The sequence below is a fragment of the Kitasatospora sp. HUAS MG31 genome (genome assembly GCF_040571325.1).
GTDB lineage: Bacteria > Actinomycetota > Actinomycetes > Streptomycetales > Streptomycetaceae > Kitasatospora > Kitasatospora camelliae.
In genome coordinates this window covers 4,102,313-4,119,946 of the sequence record NZ_CP159872.1, presented here as the reverse complement: position 1 = coordinate 4,119,946, position 17,634 = coordinate 4,102,313, and the positions used below count along the sequence as shown (strand labels likewise).

Annotated in this window: 14 protein-coding genes and 1 tRNA gene; 6 read left to right on the top strand and 9 right to left on the bottom strand. The window is 71.0% G+C overall.

The genetic code is table 11. The features are described from left to right. Window positions 1-153 precede the first annotated feature (153 nt). Together hrpA and ABWK59_RS18675 are read left to right on the top strand one after the other, a co-directional pair. On the top strand, window positions 154-4,140 hold the full coding sequence (hrpA, locus tag ABWK59_RS18680) for an ATP-dependent RNA helicase HrpA (protein ID WP_420492803.1): 3,987 nt from the start codon (window positions 154-156) through the stop codon (window positions 4,138-4,140). Window positions 4,141-4,224: 84 nt separating this feature from the next. Continuing rightward, window positions 4,225-4,298, top strand: a tRNA-Asp gene (locus tag ABWK59_RS18675). A gap of 332 nt (window positions 4,299-4,630) precedes the next feature. Here the strand turns inward: ABWK59_RS18675 and bldC are convergent. Further along, window positions 4,631-4,837 (bottom strand): developmental transcriptional regulator BldC, encoded by a 207-nt coding sequence (gene bldC, locus ABWK59_RS18670; RefSeq protein WP_014137253.1) that lies wholly within the window; start codon window positions 4,835-4,837, stop codon window positions 4,631-4,633. A gap of 513 nt (window positions 4,838-5,350) precedes the next feature. Further along, on the bottom strand, window positions 5,351-6,253 hold the full coding sequence (locus ABWK59_RS18665; protein WP_354641730.1) for a hypothetical protein: 903 nt from the start codon (window positions 6,251-6,253) through the stop codon (window positions 5,351-5,353). A 161-nt stretch (window positions 6,254-6,414) separates the two neighbouring features. Here ABWK59_RS18665 and ABWK59_RS18660 point away from each other — a divergent pair, with 161 nt between their 5' ends. Together ABWK59_RS18660 and ABWK59_RS18655 are read left to right on the top strand one after the other, a co-directional pair. Continuing rightward, on the top strand, window positions 6,415-7,575 hold the full coding sequence (locus ABWK59_RS18660) for a Glu/Leu/Phe/Val dehydrogenase dimerization domain-containing protein (protein WP_420492802.1): 1,161 nt from the start codon (window positions 6,415-6,417) through the stop codon (window positions 7,573-7,575). Between the two features lie 374 nt (window positions 7,576-7,949). After that, entirely contained in the window at window positions 7,950-8,192 is a 243-nt protein-coding gene (locus tag ABWK59_RS18655; RefSeq protein ID WP_354641729.1) for a DUF3073 domain-containing protein, read from the top strand. A gap of 147 nt (window positions 8,193-8,339) precedes the next feature. Here ABWK59_RS18655 and purM read toward each other — a convergent pair whose 3' ends face one another. The 3 genes from purM to ABWK59_RS18640 all read right to left on the bottom strand — a co-directional run bounded on the left by purM (window position 8,340) and on the right by ABWK59_RS18640 (window position 12,102). Further along, window positions 8,340-9,425 (bottom strand): phosphoribosylformylglycinamidine cyclo-ligase, encoded by a 1,086-nt coding sequence (gene purM, locus ABWK59_RS18650; protein WP_354641728.1) that lies wholly within the window; start codon window positions 9,423-9,425, stop codon window positions 8,340-8,342. A 121-nt stretch (window positions 9,426-9,546) separates the two neighbouring features. Beyond that, a complete protein-coding gene (gene purF / locus ABWK59_RS18645) occupies window positions 9,547-11,127 on the bottom strand; it encodes an amidophosphoribosyltransferase (protein WP_354641727.1) in 1,581 nt (526 codons plus the stop codon). A gap of 162 nt (window positions 11,128-11,289) precedes the next feature. Continuing rightward, window positions 11,290-12,102, bottom strand: a complete 813-nt coding sequence (locus tag ABWK59_RS18640) for a diacylglycerol kinase (protein WP_354641726.1) — start codon at window positions 12,100-12,102, stop codon at window positions 11,290-11,292. Window positions 12,103-12,228: 126 nt separating this feature from the next. Here ABWK59_RS18640 and ABWK59_RS18635 point away from each other — a divergent pair, with 126 nt between their 5' ends. Next, window positions 12,229-13,512, top strand: coding sequence for an adenylosuccinate synthase (locus tag ABWK59_RS18635; RefSeq protein WP_354641725.1), 1,284 nt, complete (start codon window positions 12,229-12,231; stop codon window positions 13,510-13,512). A gap of 134 nt (window positions 13,513-13,646) precedes the next feature. Beyond that, a complete protein-coding gene (locus ABWK59_RS18630) occupies window positions 13,647-14,255 on the top strand; it encodes a GNAT family N-acetyltransferase (protein ID WP_354641724.1) in 609 nt (202 codons plus the stop codon). A gap of 42 nt (window positions 14,256-14,297) precedes the next feature. On the opposite strand, the gene ABWK59_RS18625 is transcribed toward ABWK59_RS18630, so the two are convergent. From ABWK59_RS18625 to ABWK59_RS18610, 4 genes are all read right to left on the bottom strand, one after another. Next, window positions 14,298-14,720 carry a DUF350 domain-containing protein gene (locus tag ABWK59_RS18625; RefSeq protein ID WP_354641723.1) on the bottom strand — a complete coding sequence of 141 codons (423 nt, stop codon included), beginning with the start codon at window positions 14,718-14,720 and terminating at the stop codon, window positions 14,298-14,300. 144 nt (window positions 14,721-14,864) lie between these two features. Further along, window positions 14,865-16,127, bottom strand: a complete 1,263-nt coding sequence (locus ABWK59_RS18620; RefSeq protein WP_354641722.1) for an MFS transporter — start codon at window positions 16,125-16,127, stop codon at window positions 14,865-14,867. Window positions 16,128-16,160: 33 nt separating this feature from the next. Beyond that, the gene (locus ABWK59_RS18615; RefSeq protein ID WP_354641721.1) at window positions 16,161-16,550 is read right to left on the bottom strand and encodes a carboxymuconolactone decarboxylase family protein; all 390 of its coding nucleotides are present in this window, start codon (window positions 16,548-16,550) and stop codon (window positions 16,161-16,163) included. Window positions 16,551-16,608: 58 nt separating this feature from the next. Next, window positions 16,609-17,628: an aldo/keto reductase gene (locus ABWK59_RS18610; protein ID WP_354641720.1), complete on the bottom strand. Its 1,020-nt coding sequence runs from the start codon at window positions 17,626-17,628 to the stop codon at window positions 16,609-16,611. Window positions 17,629-17,634 lie beyond the last annotated feature (6 nt).

Here is a 17,634-nt window from a genome sequence, read left to right as displayed (position 1 = left end):
CCGGGCTCCGGGGACGCGGCCCGTCGGAGCCGAGCGGGCGAGGTCCGGGCGCTGTTCGGGTGCCGTTTGGCAGGAGGCCGGTCGGCCCTGTGACACTGGAGGCGCTCGAAAACCGAGGTGCGCCCCGCCCGCACCTCCTTGCAACCTAGAGGGATGCCCGCAGTGAGTTCTCCCGTAGCCCAGCCCGCCGAGGTGCCCTCCGTGGGGGAGCTGGCAGCCCGGCTGCCCGAGCTGATGCTGCGCGACCAGCAGCGGATCGGCCGCCGGCTGGACGGCACCCGCAAGGTCCGCGACGCCCAGTCCCGGCGGAGGATCGCCGAGGAGCTGGCCGCCGACATCGCGCGGGCCGAGCTCCGGGTGGAGCAGCGCCGCGCCGCGGTGCCCGCCATCACGTACCCCGCCGAGCTGCCGGTCAGCCAGAAGAAGGACGAGATCCTCGCCGCGATCCGGGACCACCAGGTGGTGATCGTCGCGGGCGAGACGGGTTCCGGGAAGACCACCCAGATCCCGAAGATCTGTCTGGAGCTGGGCCGGGGCGTCAAGGGCCTGGTCGGCCACACCCAGCCGCGCCGGATCGCCGCCCGGACGGTGGCGGAGCGGGTGGCGGAGGAGATGTCCACGCCGCTCGGCGAGGCGGTCGGCTGGAAGGTCAGGTTCACCGACCAGGTGGGCCAGGACACCCTGGTCAAGCTGATGACGGACGGCATCCTGCTGGCCGAGATCCAGACCGACCGGGACCTGCGCCAGTACGACACGCTGATCATCGACGAGGCGCACGAGCGCAGCCTGAACATCGACTTCCTGCTCGGCTACCTCAAGCAGCTGCTCCCCCGGCGCCCCGATCTCAAGATCGTGATCACCTCGGCGACCATCGACCCGGAGCGGTTCGCCGCCCACTTCGACGACGCCCCGATCGTCGAGGTCTCCGGCCGGACCTATCCGGTGGAGGTCCGCTACCGGCCCGTCCTGGACGAGGACGCCTCCGAGGACGCGGAGGTCGACCGCGACCGGGACCAGATCCAGGCGATCTGCGACGCCGTGGAGGAGCTGCAGGCCGAGGGGCCCGGCGACATCCTGGTGTTCCTCTCCGGCGAGCGGGAGATCCGCGACACCGCGGACGCCCTGAACCGGATGAAGCTCAGGTTCACCGAGGTCCTCCCGCTGTACGCCCGGCTGTCCTCGGCCGAGCAGCACCGGGTGTTCCAGCGCTCCAACAGCCGCCGGGTGGTGCTGGCCACCAACGTCGCGGAGACCTCGCTCACCGTCCCGGGCATCAAGTACGTGATCGACCCGGGCACCGCGCGGATCTCCCGCTACAGCCACCGCACCAAGGTGCAGCGGCTGCCGATCGAGGCAGTCAGCCAGGCCAGCGCCAACCAGCGCAAGGGCCGCTGCGGCCGCACCTCGGACGGCATCTGCATCCGGCTGTACTCGGAGGAGGACTTCCTCTCCCGGCCGGAGTTCACCGACGCGGAGATCCTGCGCACCAACCTGGCCTCGGTCATCCTGCAGATGACGGCGGCCGGGCTCGGCGACATCGCCGCCTTCCCGTTCCTCGACCCGCCGGACCCCCGGAACATCAAGGACGGCGTCAACCTGCTCCACGAGCTGGGGGCGCTGGACCCGGCGGAGAAGGACCACCGCAAGCGGCTCACCCCGCTCGGCCGCAAGCTGGCCCAGCTGCCGGTGGACCCGCGGATGGCCCGCATGGTCATCGAGGCCGACCGCCTGGGCTGCGTCCGGGACGTGATGGTGATCGCCGCCGCGCTGTCCATCCAGGACCCGCGGGAGCGCCCGGCGGAGAAGCGGCAGGCCGCCGACGAGCGGCACCGCCGGTTCTCCTCGGAGACCTCGGACTTCCTCGCGTACCTGGCGATGTGGCGGTACGTCAGGGAGCAGCAGCGGGAGCTGTCCTCCTCGGCGTTCCGCCGGATGTGCAAGCAGGAGTTCCTGAACTACCTGCGGATACGCGAGTGGCAGGACGTCTACGTCCAGCTGCGGACGGTGGCCAAGCAGCTCGGGGTGACGATCGACGAACCCCACCCGGATGCCGAGCCGGACGCGGACCGGATCCACCAGGCGCTGCTGTCCGGCCTGCTCTCCCACATCGGCCTGTTCGACGTGGAGAAGCGGGAGTACGGCGGTGCCCGCGGTGCCCGGTTCGCGGTGTTCCCGGGGTCGGGCCTGTTCAAGAAGCCGCCGCGCTGGGTGATGTCCGCCGAGCTGGTGGAGACCTCCCGGCTGTGGGCGCGGATCAACGCGAAGATCGAGCCGGAGTGGGTGGAGCCGCTCGCCGGGCACCTGATCAAGCGGACGTACAGCGAGCCGCACTGGGAGAAGAAGGCCGGCGCCGTGATGGCGTGCGAGAAGGTGACCCTGTACGGGATGCCGGTCGTCGCCCAGCGGAAGGTGAACTACGGCCGGATCGACCGGGAGCTGTGCCGGGAGCTGTTCATCCGCAACGCGCTGGTGGAGGGCGACTGGGAGACCCACCACCGGTTCTTCGCGGAGAACCGCAGGCTGCTCGGCGAGGTCGAGGAGCTGGAGAACCGGGCCCGCCGCCGGGACATCATGGTGGACGACCAGACCCTGTTCGACTTCTACGACGCCAGGCTGCCGGAGGAGATCGTCTCCACCCGGCACTTCGACTCCTGGTGGAAGAAGGCCCGGCACGACCAGCCGGACCTGCTGAACTTCGAGAAGTCGATGCTGATCAACGAGTCGGCGGACGGGATCACCGAGGCCGACTACCCGGACCACTGGCAGCAGGGGAAGCTGCGCTTCCGGCTGACGTACCAGTTCGAGCCGGGCAGCGACGCGGACGGCGTGACCGTGCACATCCCGCTGCCGGTGCTCAACCAGGTGACCGCGGAGGGCTTCGACTGGCAGATCCCGGGTCTGCGGGCGGAGCTGGTGACGGCGTACATCCGGGCGCTGCCGAAGGCGATCCGCCGGAACTTCGTGCCGGCGCCGGACTTCGCCGCGGCGGCGCTGCGCGAGATGACCGACCGGCAGGAGCCGCTGCTGCCCACCCTGGAGCGGGTGCTGCACCGGATGTCCGGCCAGCCGGTCCCGGCCGACGCCTGGGACGAGGACCGGGTGCCGGACCACCTGAAGGTGACCTTCCGGGTGGTGGACGGGAAGCGGAAGCTGGCCGAGTCCAAGGACCTGGAGGAGCTGCGGCTGAAGCTGCAGCCGAAGCTGTCCGCGACGCTGTCCAGCGCGGCCTCAGGACGGGGGATCGAGCGCTCCGGGCTGACCGCCTGGCCCGAGGACCTGCCGAAGCTGCAGCGGACCTTCGAGCAGCGCTCCCAGGGCCACGCACTGCGGGCGTACCCGGCGCTGGTGGACGAGGGCACCTCGGTGGCGGTCCGGCTGTTCGACACGCCCCAGGCGCAGGAGCGGGCGATGTGGGTCGGCACCCGCCGGCTGCTGATGCTCACCGTCAACTCGCCGGCCAAGTCGATCCAGGGGCGGCTGGGCAACCAGGCGAAGCTGGCGCTGTCGTACAACCCGCACGGGTCGATCCCGGCGCTGTTCGAGGACATCGTGGCGGCTGCGACGGACCGGCTGATGACCCTGCACGGCGGTCCGGCCTGGGACGCGGAGTCCTTCGCGACGCTGTACGACAAGGTCCGGGCGGACCTGTACGACCTCGCGGCGGACACCACGCTGAAGACGGCCTCGGCGCTGATCGCCTTCCACCGGGCGTCCACCCGGCTGAAGTCGGTGAGCAGCCCGGTGCTGCTGACCGCGGTGAACGACGTGCGGCTGCACCTGGCCTCGCTGGTGCACCCGCCGGCGAAGGACTCGCCGGGCTTCGTCACGGCGGCCGGCTGGCAGCGGCTGGGCGACCTCAAGCGCTACCTGCTGGCGGTGGACCGCCGGCTGGAGGCGCTGCCCGACCACCCCCAGCGGGACCTGCAGCACCTGCAGCGGGTCCAGGCGGTGCAGGAGGCGTACGGGGAGCTGCTGGCCCGGGTGCCGGCCGGACGGGAGCCCTCGCCGGAGGTGCGGGCGGTCCGCTGGATGATCGAGGAGCTGCGGGTGAGCTTCTTCGCCCAGGGCCTGGGCACCCCGAGCCCGGTCTCGGAGAAGCGCATCCTCAAGGCGATGGAGGCCGCCGCGGCGACCCTCTGACCCGGATTCGACCTGGAGGCCCGGGATCCAGTACGATCTGTCTTGTTCGCAGGCGAGAGCAGGCGGACGAGATCAGAAATCTCTGGTCCCGTGGAGCAGTTGGTTAGCTCGCCACCCTGTCAAGGTGGAGGTCGCGGGTTCAAGTCCCGTCGGGATCGCAGTACAGGAGAGGCCCGGAGCCGAAAGGTTCCGGGCCTCTCTGCTTTGGAGGGCCGGAGTGACGAGCGGTCAGCTTGTACCCGATTCCAGGTCCAGACCACAAGATCACGAATGCGTGACGGTCGTCACGCGCCATGCAGCGGGACGGCGCCTTCCTCAAGGCATCCTCAAAGGCCCATAATTTAATATATAAAATTGCACCTTCATTCACTGTATTTCCCCCACCATCATCAGCATCAATAGGAATGGCCAATTCCGGCATGCCGAAGGGGCCGTACCCGACCCGGCGGAGTCAGGGATACGGCCCCTTCAGAAAGCTTTGGGCGAGACCTCAGGCCTCGGTGCGCTGGGCGGGAATCCCGGCCAGCAGAGCGCGCACCTCCGCCTCGCGGTAACGGCGGTGCCCGCCCAGGGTGCGGATGGACGTGAGCTTGCCCGCCTTGGCCCAACGGGTGACCGTCTTGGGGTCAACGCGGAACATGGTGGCGACCTCTGCCGGCGTCAGCAGAGGTTCGGCGTCAGGGGTACGAGCGGTCATGAGCGGCCTCCTCGGGAGAACCGAACCAGGGCGGTTCTATCCTTCAAATTCTGCACCTTGGCCCCCGATGCCCGAAATGGCACGGACGGGCCGAGTCGGTTATAGGACGAACGGCTTGTCCTGGTGTCTACAACTACACCATCCGTCCAGCCCCATCGACCAAACCGCCAAAATCGGCCCCTCCCGGGTTCAAGAGAGACGGATGGCCATGGACCGTCCCATAACGGACAGTCACACAATGATGACATCCGGTTACGGAAAGACCAGACCCGCCGTTTCACCGCAAAGGGCGCACCGGCACCAGATCCACCCAGACATGGACACACCCGAGCGAACTTGGGCCGGTTGTCCCATTTTTGCATATAGGGGTAAGTTCGCGTCAACGGTGAGTAGTGTCACGTTCGCGAGGTATTGACCCGAACCTGGACACGGCCCCGCCCGGCGGCCGCCAGGTACGTACCATCCTGGCGTGTCGCACTGACATTCGGCCAGGGGTGGCCGCTTGAGCGCCCGTCAGCTGCCCTGGCGCAGCGCCAGCACCTTCCGCCAACGCGCCGTCACCGACTCGTACATCCGGACCGCCTCCGGCGCGTCGCCGGCCCGCAGAGCGGCGAGTCCGGCGTCGATCTCCTCGGCGGAGTGGTCCGCGGACAGCCGCTCGGGCCCCAGCAGGTGGACCAGGCCGCCGTAGTCCAGCTCCACCAGGGAGCGCGGGTGGAACTCCTCCAGCCAGCGCCCCACCTGCTCGGCGCCCTGCACCAGCGGGCCGCGCGGCAGCTTCTCGCGCAGCACCCGGTAGCCGCGGGCCACCCGGCGGCGGGCCTGGACCATCGGGGTCAGGTAGCAGAGGGCGGCCGGCTCCGGGCCGGCCGCGTCCCCGGCGGGCACCGGCGGGACGAAGTGCCGGTCCTCCTTGCCGAAGGGCAGGAACCAGCGCACCGGCACCTCCCAGCGGCTGGTGAGGATCCACGGCCGGGCATCCGGGTGGGACTTCCGCCAGGCCGCCTGGTCGGCCTCGGCGGCGGCCCGGACGGCCGGCGGCATCACGGTGTCCAGCAGGGCCGCGGGCAGCACCCCGGCGAGCTCCTCCAGCGCCTGCCAGCTGCGCAGCCGGGTGGTCCACGGGCAGACGTAGGTGACCCCGTCCAGCACCCGGACGAAGGCCCGCTCGCTCTCCCGCTCGGGCAGCGCCCTGGGGGTGCGGGCGAGCAGCTCGGCCAGGGCGGCGCGCTGCTCCTCCAGGGCCGCCCCGGCGACCGTCCGCTCAGGGCCCTCGGCGTCCGGGCCGTGCGCGGCCGCGTAGGCCTGCCATCGGGCCCGCTCGGGCCCGGGGTAGGCGGCCAGCGGCTCGTACACCCGCAGGTGGGCCGCATAGGGAGGAAGCACCGAGGTTCGCACAGCGGTCACGTTCGGCATCGTCGCACGGGCCGGGCGCCGTCCGGGAGAGTGCCGTGACACGGTTCGGGTCGTTATGTCTCAGGGACCTCCAGGGGGCAGATTCCTGGAGGCCCCGGGGCTAGGCTTCGATCCAGACGCCCGCACCACAGCCGCGGGCCATCATTACTGGAGTCACCACAGTGACCGACGTACACACGGCGTCCGCCACGCACCCCGCACCCGGCGTGCTGAGCAGGATCTTCGGTACCGCACAGGACGGCTCGGCCGGCGAAGGCCACGAGCAGGTGGTCCTCTGCCACGACCGGAGCACCGGCCTCAAGGCGATCATCGCCATCCACTCCACCGCCCTCGGCCCGGCCCTCGGCGGCACCCGCTTCTTCCCGTACGCGACGGAGGAGGAGGCGCTGCAGGACGCGCTGAACCTCTCCCGCGGGATGAGCTACAAGAACGCGCTCGCCGGGCTGGACCTCGGCGGCGGCAAGGCCGTGATCGTCGGCGACCCGAACCAGGACAAGAACGAGGCGATGCTCCGGGCCTACGGCCGCTTCGTGGAGTCGCTGCGCGGCCGCTACATCACCGCCTGCGACGTGGGCACCTACGTCCAGGACATGGACGTCGTGGCCCGCGAGACCCAGTTCGTCACCGGCCGCTCGCCGGAGCACGGCGGCGCCGGCGACTCCTCCATCCTGACCGCCTTCGGCGTGTTCCAGGGCATGCGCGCCTCGGCCCAGGCCCGCTGGGGCCAGCCGACCCTGCGCGGCAAGCGGGTCGGCGTCGCGGGCGTCGGCAAGGTCGGCCACTACCTGGTCGGCCACCTGGTCGCGGACGGCGCGACCGTGGTCGTCACGGACGTCTCCGAGGCCGCGGTGAACCGCGTCCGGGCCGCCCACCCCGAGGTCGAGGTGGTGGCGGACACCGCCGCCCTGCTGCAGGCGAAGCTGGACGTCTACGCCCCCTGCGCCCTGGGCGGCGCGCTGGACGACCACACGGTCGGCGCGCTGGGCGAGGCCGGCACCTCGATCGTCTGCGGCGCGGCCAACAACCAGCTCGCGCACGGCGGCGTGGAGAAGGACCTGGCCGGTCGCGGCATCCTGTACGCGCCCGACTACCTGGTGAACTCGGGCGGCGTGATCCAGGTCGCCGACGAGATCGAGGGCTTCAACTTCGAGCGTGCCAAGAACAAGGCCACGAAGATCTTCGACACCACCCTGGAGATCTTCACCCGGGCCGCGGCCGACGGCATCCCGCCGGCGGTGGCCGCCGACCGCCTCGCCGAGAAGCGGATGCGGGAGGTCAGCGCGCTCCGCTCGATCCTCCTCCCCGGTGCCCGCCGGGCCTGATCGCGGACGGCTCGTGAGCGAGGGGACGGAGGCTCTCCGTCCCCTCGCATCACAATGTGGAACCGGATTCTCACTCTGTCGCCCGATCGGGCGATCCGGGGCCTCCATCGGGGGATAATCACTACGGGAACGACGGGCCCGGACAAGCTCCGGGAAGCCTGCAAAAGCCCCAAATTATCCCTTTGACCTGGAGTGATCCGGCTCGGGGGGGCGACGGTGCGCGCCACGTCACACTCGCGACGTACCGTCCGGCGGCGGAAACAGGTACCGTTAATGCTCCAAGGGACGGTTCTCCCACTGAGGGACGGCCGCACCTGATCATCAACACGTGTCAGACTCGGGGCCGTGAGCCCCATCGTTGAGGGGGTCGACCCATGGGGCGCGGCCGGGCCAAGGCCAAGCAGACGAAGGTCGCCCGCGAGCTGAAGTACAACAGCGGCGGGTTCGACGCTAACCGTCTGTCTCACGAGCTGGGCGTATCGCCGTCCACCGCGATCGAGCCGGAGCCGATCGAGGACGAGGACGAGGACGACCCCTACGCGGCGTACGCGGACCTTTACGCCGACGAGGACGACGACGAGGACGCGGACAGCGGCCAGTCGCGCCGACGGGCGTAGTAGCTCTCTTCACCGGACCGGTCCGGCGCTCCCCCGGGAGCGCCGGACCGGTTTTCGGCGTACCCGGGTGCAGGGCGCCCGCCGGTGGCGGGCAGCCGGAACGGCGGAGGGGCCCCGCCGGTGGCGGAGCCCCTCGACCGCCGCGGATCAGGCCAGGTCGAAGGCCTCGTACCGGTTGTAGAGCGCGGCGCCGCCGTCGTGCTCGTCGGTGCGGTCCACGATGTCGCCGAGCAGCCACGCCTCCACGCCGCGGTCCTCGAGGACCGACAGCACCACGTCGACCGAGTGCGGCGGGACGACGGCCACCATGCCGACGCCCATGTTGAGCGTCTTCTCGATCTCCAGGGACTGCATCCGGCCGACCTTCGCCACGGTCTGGAACACCGGCAGCGGGGTCCAGGTGCCGCGGTCCAGGCGGGCGTGCAGGCCGTCCGGGATGACCCGGGCCAGGTTGGCCGCCAGGCCGCCGCCGGTGACATGCGAGAAGGCGTGGATCTCGGTGGCGCGGGTGAGCGCCAGGCAGTCCAGGGAGTAGATCCGGGTGGGCTCCAGCAGCTCCTCGCCGAGGGTGCGGCCGAACTCCTCCACCTGCCGGTCCAGCGACCAGCCGGCCTGGTTCAGCAGCACGTGCCGGACCAGCGAGTAGCCGTTGGAGTGCAGACCGGAGGCGGCCATGGCGATGACCACGTCGCCGGCCCGGACCCGGTCGGCGCCGAGCAGCGCGTCGGCCTCCACCACACCGGTGCCGGCGCCCGCGACGTCGTACTCGTCCGGGCCGAGCAGGCCGGGGTGCTCGGCGGTCTCGCCGCCGACCAGCGCGCAGCCGGCCAGGGTGCAGCCCTCGGCGATGCCCTTGACGATGGCGGCGACCCGCTCGGGGACGACCTTGCCGACGCAGATGTAGTCGGTCATGAACAGCGGCTCGGCACCGCAGACCACCAGGTCGTCGACGACCATGCCGACCAGGTCGTGGCCGATGGTGTCGTGCTTGTCCATGGCCTGGGCGATGGCGACCTTGGTGCCGACGCCGTCGGTCGCGGTGGCCAGCAGCGGGCGCTCGTAGCGCTTGAAGGCGGAGGCGTCGAAGAGCCCGGCGAAGCCACCGAGGCCGCCGACCACCTCGGGGCGGTCGGCCTTCCTCACCCACTGCTTCATCAGCTCGACGGCGCGGTCTCCGGCCTCGATGTCGACACCTGCGGCGGCATAGGTGGCGCCGCTCTCGTTGCTGGTCACCTTGGTGTGGCCCTTTCAGAAACGGTTGACCCGTGAGGGGCACGGGGAACTGTGTGCCCGACCAGGCACCTCCGTGGAGGGCTGCTCGCGCGGTTCCCCGTGCCCCGGGTGGTACATCGTGTTACGGGCGTCGCAGCGCGTCCGCCGCGCCGGCTCCACCGAGCAGCGACTGCACGCCGTCCAGGTCGCTGGTGGGCTTGCCCCCGCGGACCGGGGGCTGCGCCTTCCCGCCCGCGATCTCGGCCTCCAGCAGCAGTTTGCCGAGCAGCGCCGGGTCCGGCAGCTCCATCGGGTACTCGCCGTCGAAGCAGGCCCGGCAGAGCCGGTCCTTGGGCTGCGCGGTGGCCTCGATCATGCCGTCGAGGGAGATGTAGGCCAGCGAGTCGGCGCCGAGGGTGCGGCCGATCTCCTCGATGGTCATGCCGTTGGCGATCAGCTCCGCGCGGGTGGCGAAGTCGATGCCGAAGAAGCAGGGCCACTTGACCGGCGGGGAGGAGATCCGGATGTGGACCTCGGCGGCGCCCGCCTCGCGCAGCATCTTCACGAGCGCCCGCTGGGTGTTGCCGCGGACGATCGAGTCGTCCACGACCACCAGCCGCTTGCCCGCGATGACTTCCTTCAGCGGGTTGAGCTTGAGCCGGATGCCGAGCTGGCGGATGGTCTGGCTGGGCTGGATGAAGGTGCGGCCCACGTAGGCGTTCTTCACCAGGCCGGAGCCGTACGGGATGCCGCTGGCCTCGGCGTAGCCGATGGCGGCGGGGGTGCCGGACTCCGGGGTCGCTATCACCAGGTCGGCCTCGACCGGGGCCTCCTTCGCCAGGCGGCGGCCCATCTCGACGCGCGAGAGGTGGACGTTGCGGCCGGCGATGGTGGTGTCGGGGCGGGCCAGGTAGACGTACTCGAAGACGCAGCCCTTGGGCTTGGCCTCGGCGAACCGCGAGGTGCGGATGCCGTTCTCGTCGATGGCGATGAGCTCGCCGGGCTCCACCTCGCGGATGAAGGAGGCGCCGCAGATGTCGAGGGCCGCCGTCTCGGAGGCGACCACCCAGCCGCGCTCCAGCCGGCCGAGGACCAGCGGGCGGATGCCCTGCGGGTCGCGGGCGGCGTAGAGGGTGTGCTCGTCCATGAAGACCAGCGAGAAGGCACCGCGGACCCTGGGCAGGACCTGCCGGGCCGTCTCCTCGATGGAGAGGTCCGGATGCCCGGCGAGCAGCGCGGTCACCAGGTCGGTGTCGTTGGTCGCCGCGGTGCGGCCCGAGCGGGAGACGTGCTCCTCGCCGGGCAGCTCGGCGACCATCGCCGCGAGTTCGGCGGTGTTGACCAGGTTCCCGTTGTGACCGAGGGCGAGCGAGCCGTGGGCCGTCGCGCGGAAGGTCGGCTGGGCGTTCTCCCAGACCGAGGAACCGGTCGTCGAATAGCGGGCATGTCCGACGGCGATATGCCCGTGCAACGACCCCAGGGAGGTCTCGTCGAAGACCTGGGAGACGAGTCCCATGTCCTTGAAGACGAGAATCTGGGAGCCGTTGCTCACTGCGATGCCCGCGGATTCCTGTCCGCGGTGCTGCAGGGCATAGAGGCCGAAGTACGTGAGCTTCGCGACCTCCTCGCCGGGAGCCCAGACACCGAAGACGCCACACGCGTCCTGGGGGCCTTTCTCGCCGGGAAGAAGATCGTGGTTGAGTCGTCCGTCACCACGTGGCACGTCTTCGAGTCTAGGGCAGTTCCGGAGGGCTTCCTGAAAGCGGCATCCGTGAACGCGCGTAGATAAAGCCCCTTACTATTCGATCGGACAATTCCCCACCCCGCCGGTGCCCTTGTCATGGGCGCTTTGCACAGGTGCGCGGCGAAGGAAACGTGAGCCTGCTCACCCGGCCGGGAGCAGCAGTTCCCAGGCGCCGGCGTGGACCGTCCAGGTGCGCTGGCGGACCGGACCCGAGGGGCGGCCGTCCGCCTGGTAGCCGAATCCGCGCCCGGTGACGGTCAGCGAGGCGGCCCGGTGGCGGCACGGTTCGCCGTCCAGCCGCAGGACGATCTCCATGCAGCCGTCGGCCACCGAGATCCGCAGCCGGGAGACGTGCTGGTGCAGGTCGGCGAGCAGCCGGCCGTCGGCCTCGATCCGGACCTCCTCGGCGGCGGGGAGCTTCCCCTGCTCGGGCGCAGCGAATTTCGCCCATAGCGAACGCCATCCGTCCGTCCGGCCCCACCGGCCGCCGGTGAACCGGACCTCGGAGAGGACCACCCCGCCACCGTCGTCGATCAGCAGGTCCTGCTTACGCGGGCTGCCGCCGAGCACCGCGCGGGCGGCCGCGACGGGTTCGGCCGGGACGCCGAGGGTACGGGCGGCGGCGGTCGCCGGGGGGCGGCCGACCGGGATCACGCCGATCGGGTCGGTGCCCAACTCGCGCTGCCGGTGCAGTGCCTGCAGGGCCCGTTGCACGGCCGGGTCGGATCCGATCACGACCGGTCGGCGGCGGCCACGGTGCGACAGCACCCGGTCCAGTTCGGACGGACTCTCGGGCATGACCACCTTGACGTCGGCGCCCCCGCAGAGGACGTCCTTGGCGATCCGCACCGACTCGCCGTCGGCCTGCCGCGCGACCGGGTCGAGGAGCACCAGCAGGGGGGCCGGGCCGGCTGGTTCCGCAGGGTGGGATGCGGGCGTGGACAGGGACGACACGACCGGTCCTTCCTCAGGTAATCTCTCGGTGCAAGAGCCCCTTGCGCTATTGCGCCAGGGGCTTCGTCTATCTCGGGTCAGACTGCGGCCTACGCAGGATGCCCCAACCGGAAGGGGTGTACGCCTGTGCCGGCACTCGTGCTCGTTGGTGCCCAGTGGGGAGACGAGGGCAAGGGGAAGGCCACGGACCTCCTCGGCGGCTCCGTCGACTACGTCGTCCGCTACCAGGGCGGCAACAATGCCGGTCACACGGTGGTCATCGGCGACCAGAAGTATGCCCTGCACCTGCTGCCTTCCGGCATCCTCAGCCCGAATGTGACGCCGGTGATCGGCAACGGCGTCGTCATCGACCCGGGTGTGCTGCTCTCCGAGCTGAACGGGCTCAACGAGCGAGGCATCGACACCTCCAAGCTGCTGATCTCGGGCAACGCCCATCTGATCACGCCGTACCACCGCACCCTGGACAAGGTCACCGAGCGCTTCCTCGGCAAGCGCCGGATCGGCACCACCGGCCGCGGCATCGGCCCGACCTACGCGGACAAGATCAACCGCGTGGGCATCCGGGTCCAGGACCTGTTCGACGAATCGATCCTCCGGCAGAAGATCGAGGCGGCGCTGCACGACAAGAACCAGATCCTGGTCAAGCTGTACAACCGCCGCGCCATCCCGGCCGAGCTGGTGCTGGAGGAGTACCTCGGCTACGCCGAGAAGATCCGCCCGTTCCTGGCCGACACCACCCTCGTCCTGGACGAGGCGCTGAAGGCGAACAAGGTGGTCCTGCTGGAGGGCGGCCAGGGCACCCTGCTGGACGTGGACCACGGCACGTACCCCTTCGTGACCTCGTCGAACCCGACCGCCGGCGGTGCCTGCACCGGTGCCGGCATCGGCCCGACCAAGATCGACCGGGTCATCGGCATCCTCAAGGCGTACACCACCCGCGTCGGCTCGGGCCCGTTCCCGACCGAGCTGCTGGACGCCGACGGCGAGGCGCTGCGCCGGATCGGCGGCGAGCGCGGTGTCACCACCGGCCGTGACCGGCGCTGCGGCTGGTTCGACGCGGTGATCGCGCGGTACGCGACCCGGGTCAACGGTCTGACCGACTTCTTCCTGACCAAGCTCGACGTGCTCACCGGCTGGGAGCAGATCCCGGTCTGCGTGGCGTACGAGGTCGACGGCCGCCGGGTGGAGGAGCTGCCGTACAACCAGTCGGACTTCCACCACGCCAAGCCGGTCTACGAGACGCTGCCCGGCTGGAGCGAGGACATCAGCAAGGCGCAGACCTTCTCCGACCTGCCGAAGAACGCCCAGGCGTACGTGAAGGCGCTGGAGGAGATGTCGGGCGCCCCGATCTCGGCGATCGGTGTCGGCCCCGGCCGGACCGAGACGATCCAGATCAACTCGTTCATCTGATCCTCCGGCTCCGGTCGGACGGTCGCGACGGGCCCCGCGCACCCCGGTGCGCGGGGCCTCTTCGCGCGGCGGGAACATTGCACTAGTACAGATATGGATTGCACCTAGTGCGATAGCGGGCTACCGTCCTCGTCATGACTGCGAAGCTTCCCGCCCCGATCACGCTGACCGGCCGCCACGTCCGCCTGGAGCCGCTGGGCCGCGCCCATGTGCCCGACCTGTTCGCGGCGGGCGGCGGTGACGAGGAGGTGTGGCGCTGGATCCCGACGCCGGTGCCGCGGACGGTGGAGGAGATGGCGGCGGTGGTCGACGCCCGGCTGGCCGACACCGCCTGCGAGCCGTTCGCGGTCGTCGACCGGGCGAGCGGCCGGGCCATCGGGGTGACCTGCTACTTCGACGCCAGCGCCGAGGACGAGCTGCTGGAGATCGGCGGCACCTGGTATGCCCGGGCGGTGTGGCGCACGGCGGTGAACACCGAGGCCAAGCTGCTGCTGCTCACCCACGCCTTCGAGGACCTGGGCATGGGCCGGGTGGTGTGGAAGACCGACCACCTCAACGAGCGGTCGCAGAACGCGATCCAGCGGCTGGGCGCCAGCTACGAGGGCACCTTCCGGCGCTCCAGGCGGCGGCCGGACGGGAGCTGGCGGGACAGCGTGTACTTCTCGATGCTGCGCGAGGAGTGGCCGGTGGCGAAGGCGCGGCTGACCGAGCGGCTGCACGCCGGGGCGGCCGTACCCGCCTGACGGGACATCCATCGGGCTGCCGCGGCGGGCGGGTCGGGTGGATCAGTAGATGGCGGCGGCGACGATCGCCGAGACGGCCAGGTTGGTCGAGGCGGTGACCCACACCGCCGGGTGCGGATCCGGGTCGACCAGGATGGCGCCGAGCTTGCCGGGGGTGAACAGGTCGATCGCCCAGAACGCGACGGCCAGCACCACCAGGCCGAACAGCCCGAACACGCCCGCCGCGGCGACGCCCTTCCCGAACTCGTCGTAGGTGGAGATGATCGCGGTGAAGACGATCAGGCCGATCCCCAGCAGCGCCGAGCTCAGCACCACCGCGGCGTTCCGGTTCCGCTCCACCCAGATCTGCCGGCCCAGCTTGCCGGGCGTCAGCAGGTCGACCAGCCCGACGCCGAGCAGCAGGAGCAGCAGGCCCACCCCGCTGTACGCGGCGGCCTCGCCGAGCTGGTGCGCGATCTCGTTCATGCCGACCCCACCCTGTTCCCCGGTTACCCCGGGCTCCGTCCTTCAGGCGGCACAAGATATCCCATGGAACGGCCGCGGGCCGGGGCCGGAGCGGAAGTCCGCTCGGGCCCCGGCCCGCGGCACGGGGGAGGGGGGAGAGGTGGTTCAGGCGTCGGTCGGGCGGGGGCGGCCGACGGTGACGATCGCCAGCAGGGCGGCGGCGGCGAGGCCGCCGGCGATCCAGGTGATGCTCGCCAGGCCGATGTGGTCCACGGTGAGGCCGCCGAGCAGCGAGCCGAGCGCGATCGAGGTGTTGAAGCAGGTGATGTAGAGCGAGGAGGCCGAGTCGGTGGCGTCCGCGGCCGAGGTCATCACCCAGGTCTGCAGGCAGACCGGCAGGGCCGCGTAGGCCAGGCCCCACAGGACCAGGACGGCGTAGGCGGCGATCTCCCAGTCCCGCAGGACGGCCAGCAGGACCATGGAGACCACCAGGCCGCCGACCGCGCCGATCAGCGAGCCGCGCAGCGAGCGGGCCACGGTGGCGCCGGCCAGGAAGTTGCCGGCCACACCGGCGACGCCGAAGACCAGCAGCAGGACGCCGATCAGGCCGGAGTCGATGCCGGTCTCGCGCTCCAGGTACGGGGTGATGTACGTGAAGGCCAGGTAGTGGCCGATCATCGTCAGGCAGGTGACCAGCAGCGCCGTCATGAACGGGCGGCGGCGCAGCAGGCTGGGGATGGCGGAGAGGCTGGCGCCGCCCGCGGGCAGGGCCGGGAGCAGGAGCAGGGCGCCGACCATGACCAGGACGCCGAGGCCGGCCATCGCCAGGAAGGCGACCTGCCACTCGGTCTGCTGGCCGAGGTAGGTGCCGAGCGGCACGCCGAGCACGGAGGCGATGGAGATGCCGCTGAGGACGATGGCGGTGGCCTTGACGGACTGCCGCTCGGGGACCAGGCGGACGGTGCTGCCGGGCACGGTGGACCAGAACACGCCGTGGGCGAAGCCCATGAGGATGCGGGCCAGGATGAGCACGGTGTAGTTCGGGGCGTACGCGGTGACCACGTTGCCGGCGACGACCACGGCCATCAGCGCGGGGACCAGGAGGCGGCGGTCGGTGCGGCCGAACAGGGCGGTGAGCGGGACGGCGGTGAGCGCGGCGACGGCGCCGTAGAGCGTGACGGTCAGGCCGGCGACGCCGTCGGAGACGCCGACGTCCTTGGCGATCGGGGGCAGCAGGCCGACCGGGAGGAGCTCGGAGGTGACGATGGCGAAGACGCCGAGGCCGAGCGTGATCACGGACAGCCAGCGGACCAGCGGGCTGCGGCCTTCGGGGTTGTCGGCGGGGATCTGGCGGGTGCGGGCGGCGGCCTTGGGACGGGCCGGCGCTTCGTCGAGCGCGGCCCGGAATTCGGCGGACGATGTGGACACGGGGTCTCCAGGGGGATCCGGTGCGTGGACGGCTTAGGCGGGCGGCAGCACGCGCTTGGCGACTCCCAGGGCGTTCATCACCTTGGGGATGCCGGCGTACGCGGCGACGTGGGTGAGCAGCGCGACGATCTCCGCGCGGGTGGCGCCGGCCCGGAGGGTGGCGCGCAGGTGGGTCTCCAGCTGCGGCTCGCAGCCGCCGAGCGTGGTGAGGATCGCCAGGGTGGCCAGTTGGCGGGTGCGCAGGTCGAGTTCGGGGCGGCCGACGATGTCGCCGAAGATGTACTCGACGATGGTGTGGCCGAAGCGCTCGTCGAGCGGGGCGACGCCGGCGATCACCGCGTTCGGGTCGATGCCGAGCGTGCGCATCACCTCGGCGCCGTGCTGCTCCCGCTCGGACACCGTGGCGGTGCCGGTCTCGGTCATCTCGGTTCCCTTCCGGGGTGGTGGGGTGGTGCGGGTACGGGGTGGCTGGTGCGGCGGGTCAGCGGGTGACCGGCATGATGGCGGCGGGGTAGCGCTCGCCGACCACCTTGTCGGGGCTGAACGCCTCGTCCAGCAGGGCCAGTTCGTCGTCGGCGAGCTTGACGTGGCTGGCGCCGATGTTCTGTGCGAGGTAGTCGGTCCGCTTGGTGCCGGGGATCGGGACGATGTCCTCGCCCTGGGCGAGGACCCAGGCGATGGCGATCTGGCCGGGGGTGGCGTCGTGGGCGGCGGCGATCGCGTGCAGGTGGTCGAGCAGCGGGAGGTTGGCCTCCAGGCCGCCGTCCGCGAAGCGGGGGTTGGCTCGGCGGAAGTCCCCTTCCGGCAGCGCGTCGACGCTCCGGACCGTGCCGGTGAGGAATCCCCGGCCGAGGGGCGAGTACGGCACCAGGGAGATGCCGAGCTCGCGGGCGGTGCCGAGGACGCCGTCGTCGATCACGTTGCGGGTCCACAGCGAGAACTCGCTCTGGACGGCGGCGATCGGGTGGACGGCGTGGGCGCGGCGGAGGTTGGCGGCGCTGACCTCGCTGAGGCCGATGTGCCGGACCTTGCCCTCGGCGACCAGGTCGGCGAGGGCGCCGACGGTCTCCTCGATCGGGGTCTGCCCGTCGAGGCGGTGGACGTAGTACAGGTCGATCACGTCGACGCCGAGCCGGTGCAGCGAGGCCTCGCAGGCCTGGCGGGCGTACTCGGGGGTGCTGTCGTTCCAGCGGCGGCCGTCGGCGCGGCGGATGCCGAACTTGGTGGCGAGGACGGCGTCGTCGCGGCGGGTGCGGAGCACCCGGCCGACGAGGTCCTCGTTGTGGCCGCCGCCGTACATGTCGGCGGTGTCGATCAGGGTGACGCCGGCGTCGAGCGCGGCGTTGATGACCTTGGTCGAGCACTCGTCCTCGGCGGCGCCGTAGTAGTCGCCGCTCATTCCCATGCAGCCGAGGCCGATGGCGCCGACCAGGGGTCCGGTGGCTCCGATGCGGCGCTGGGGGCCGCCGATGGTCGGCACGTCCACGACTTTGTCTCCCATGATGTT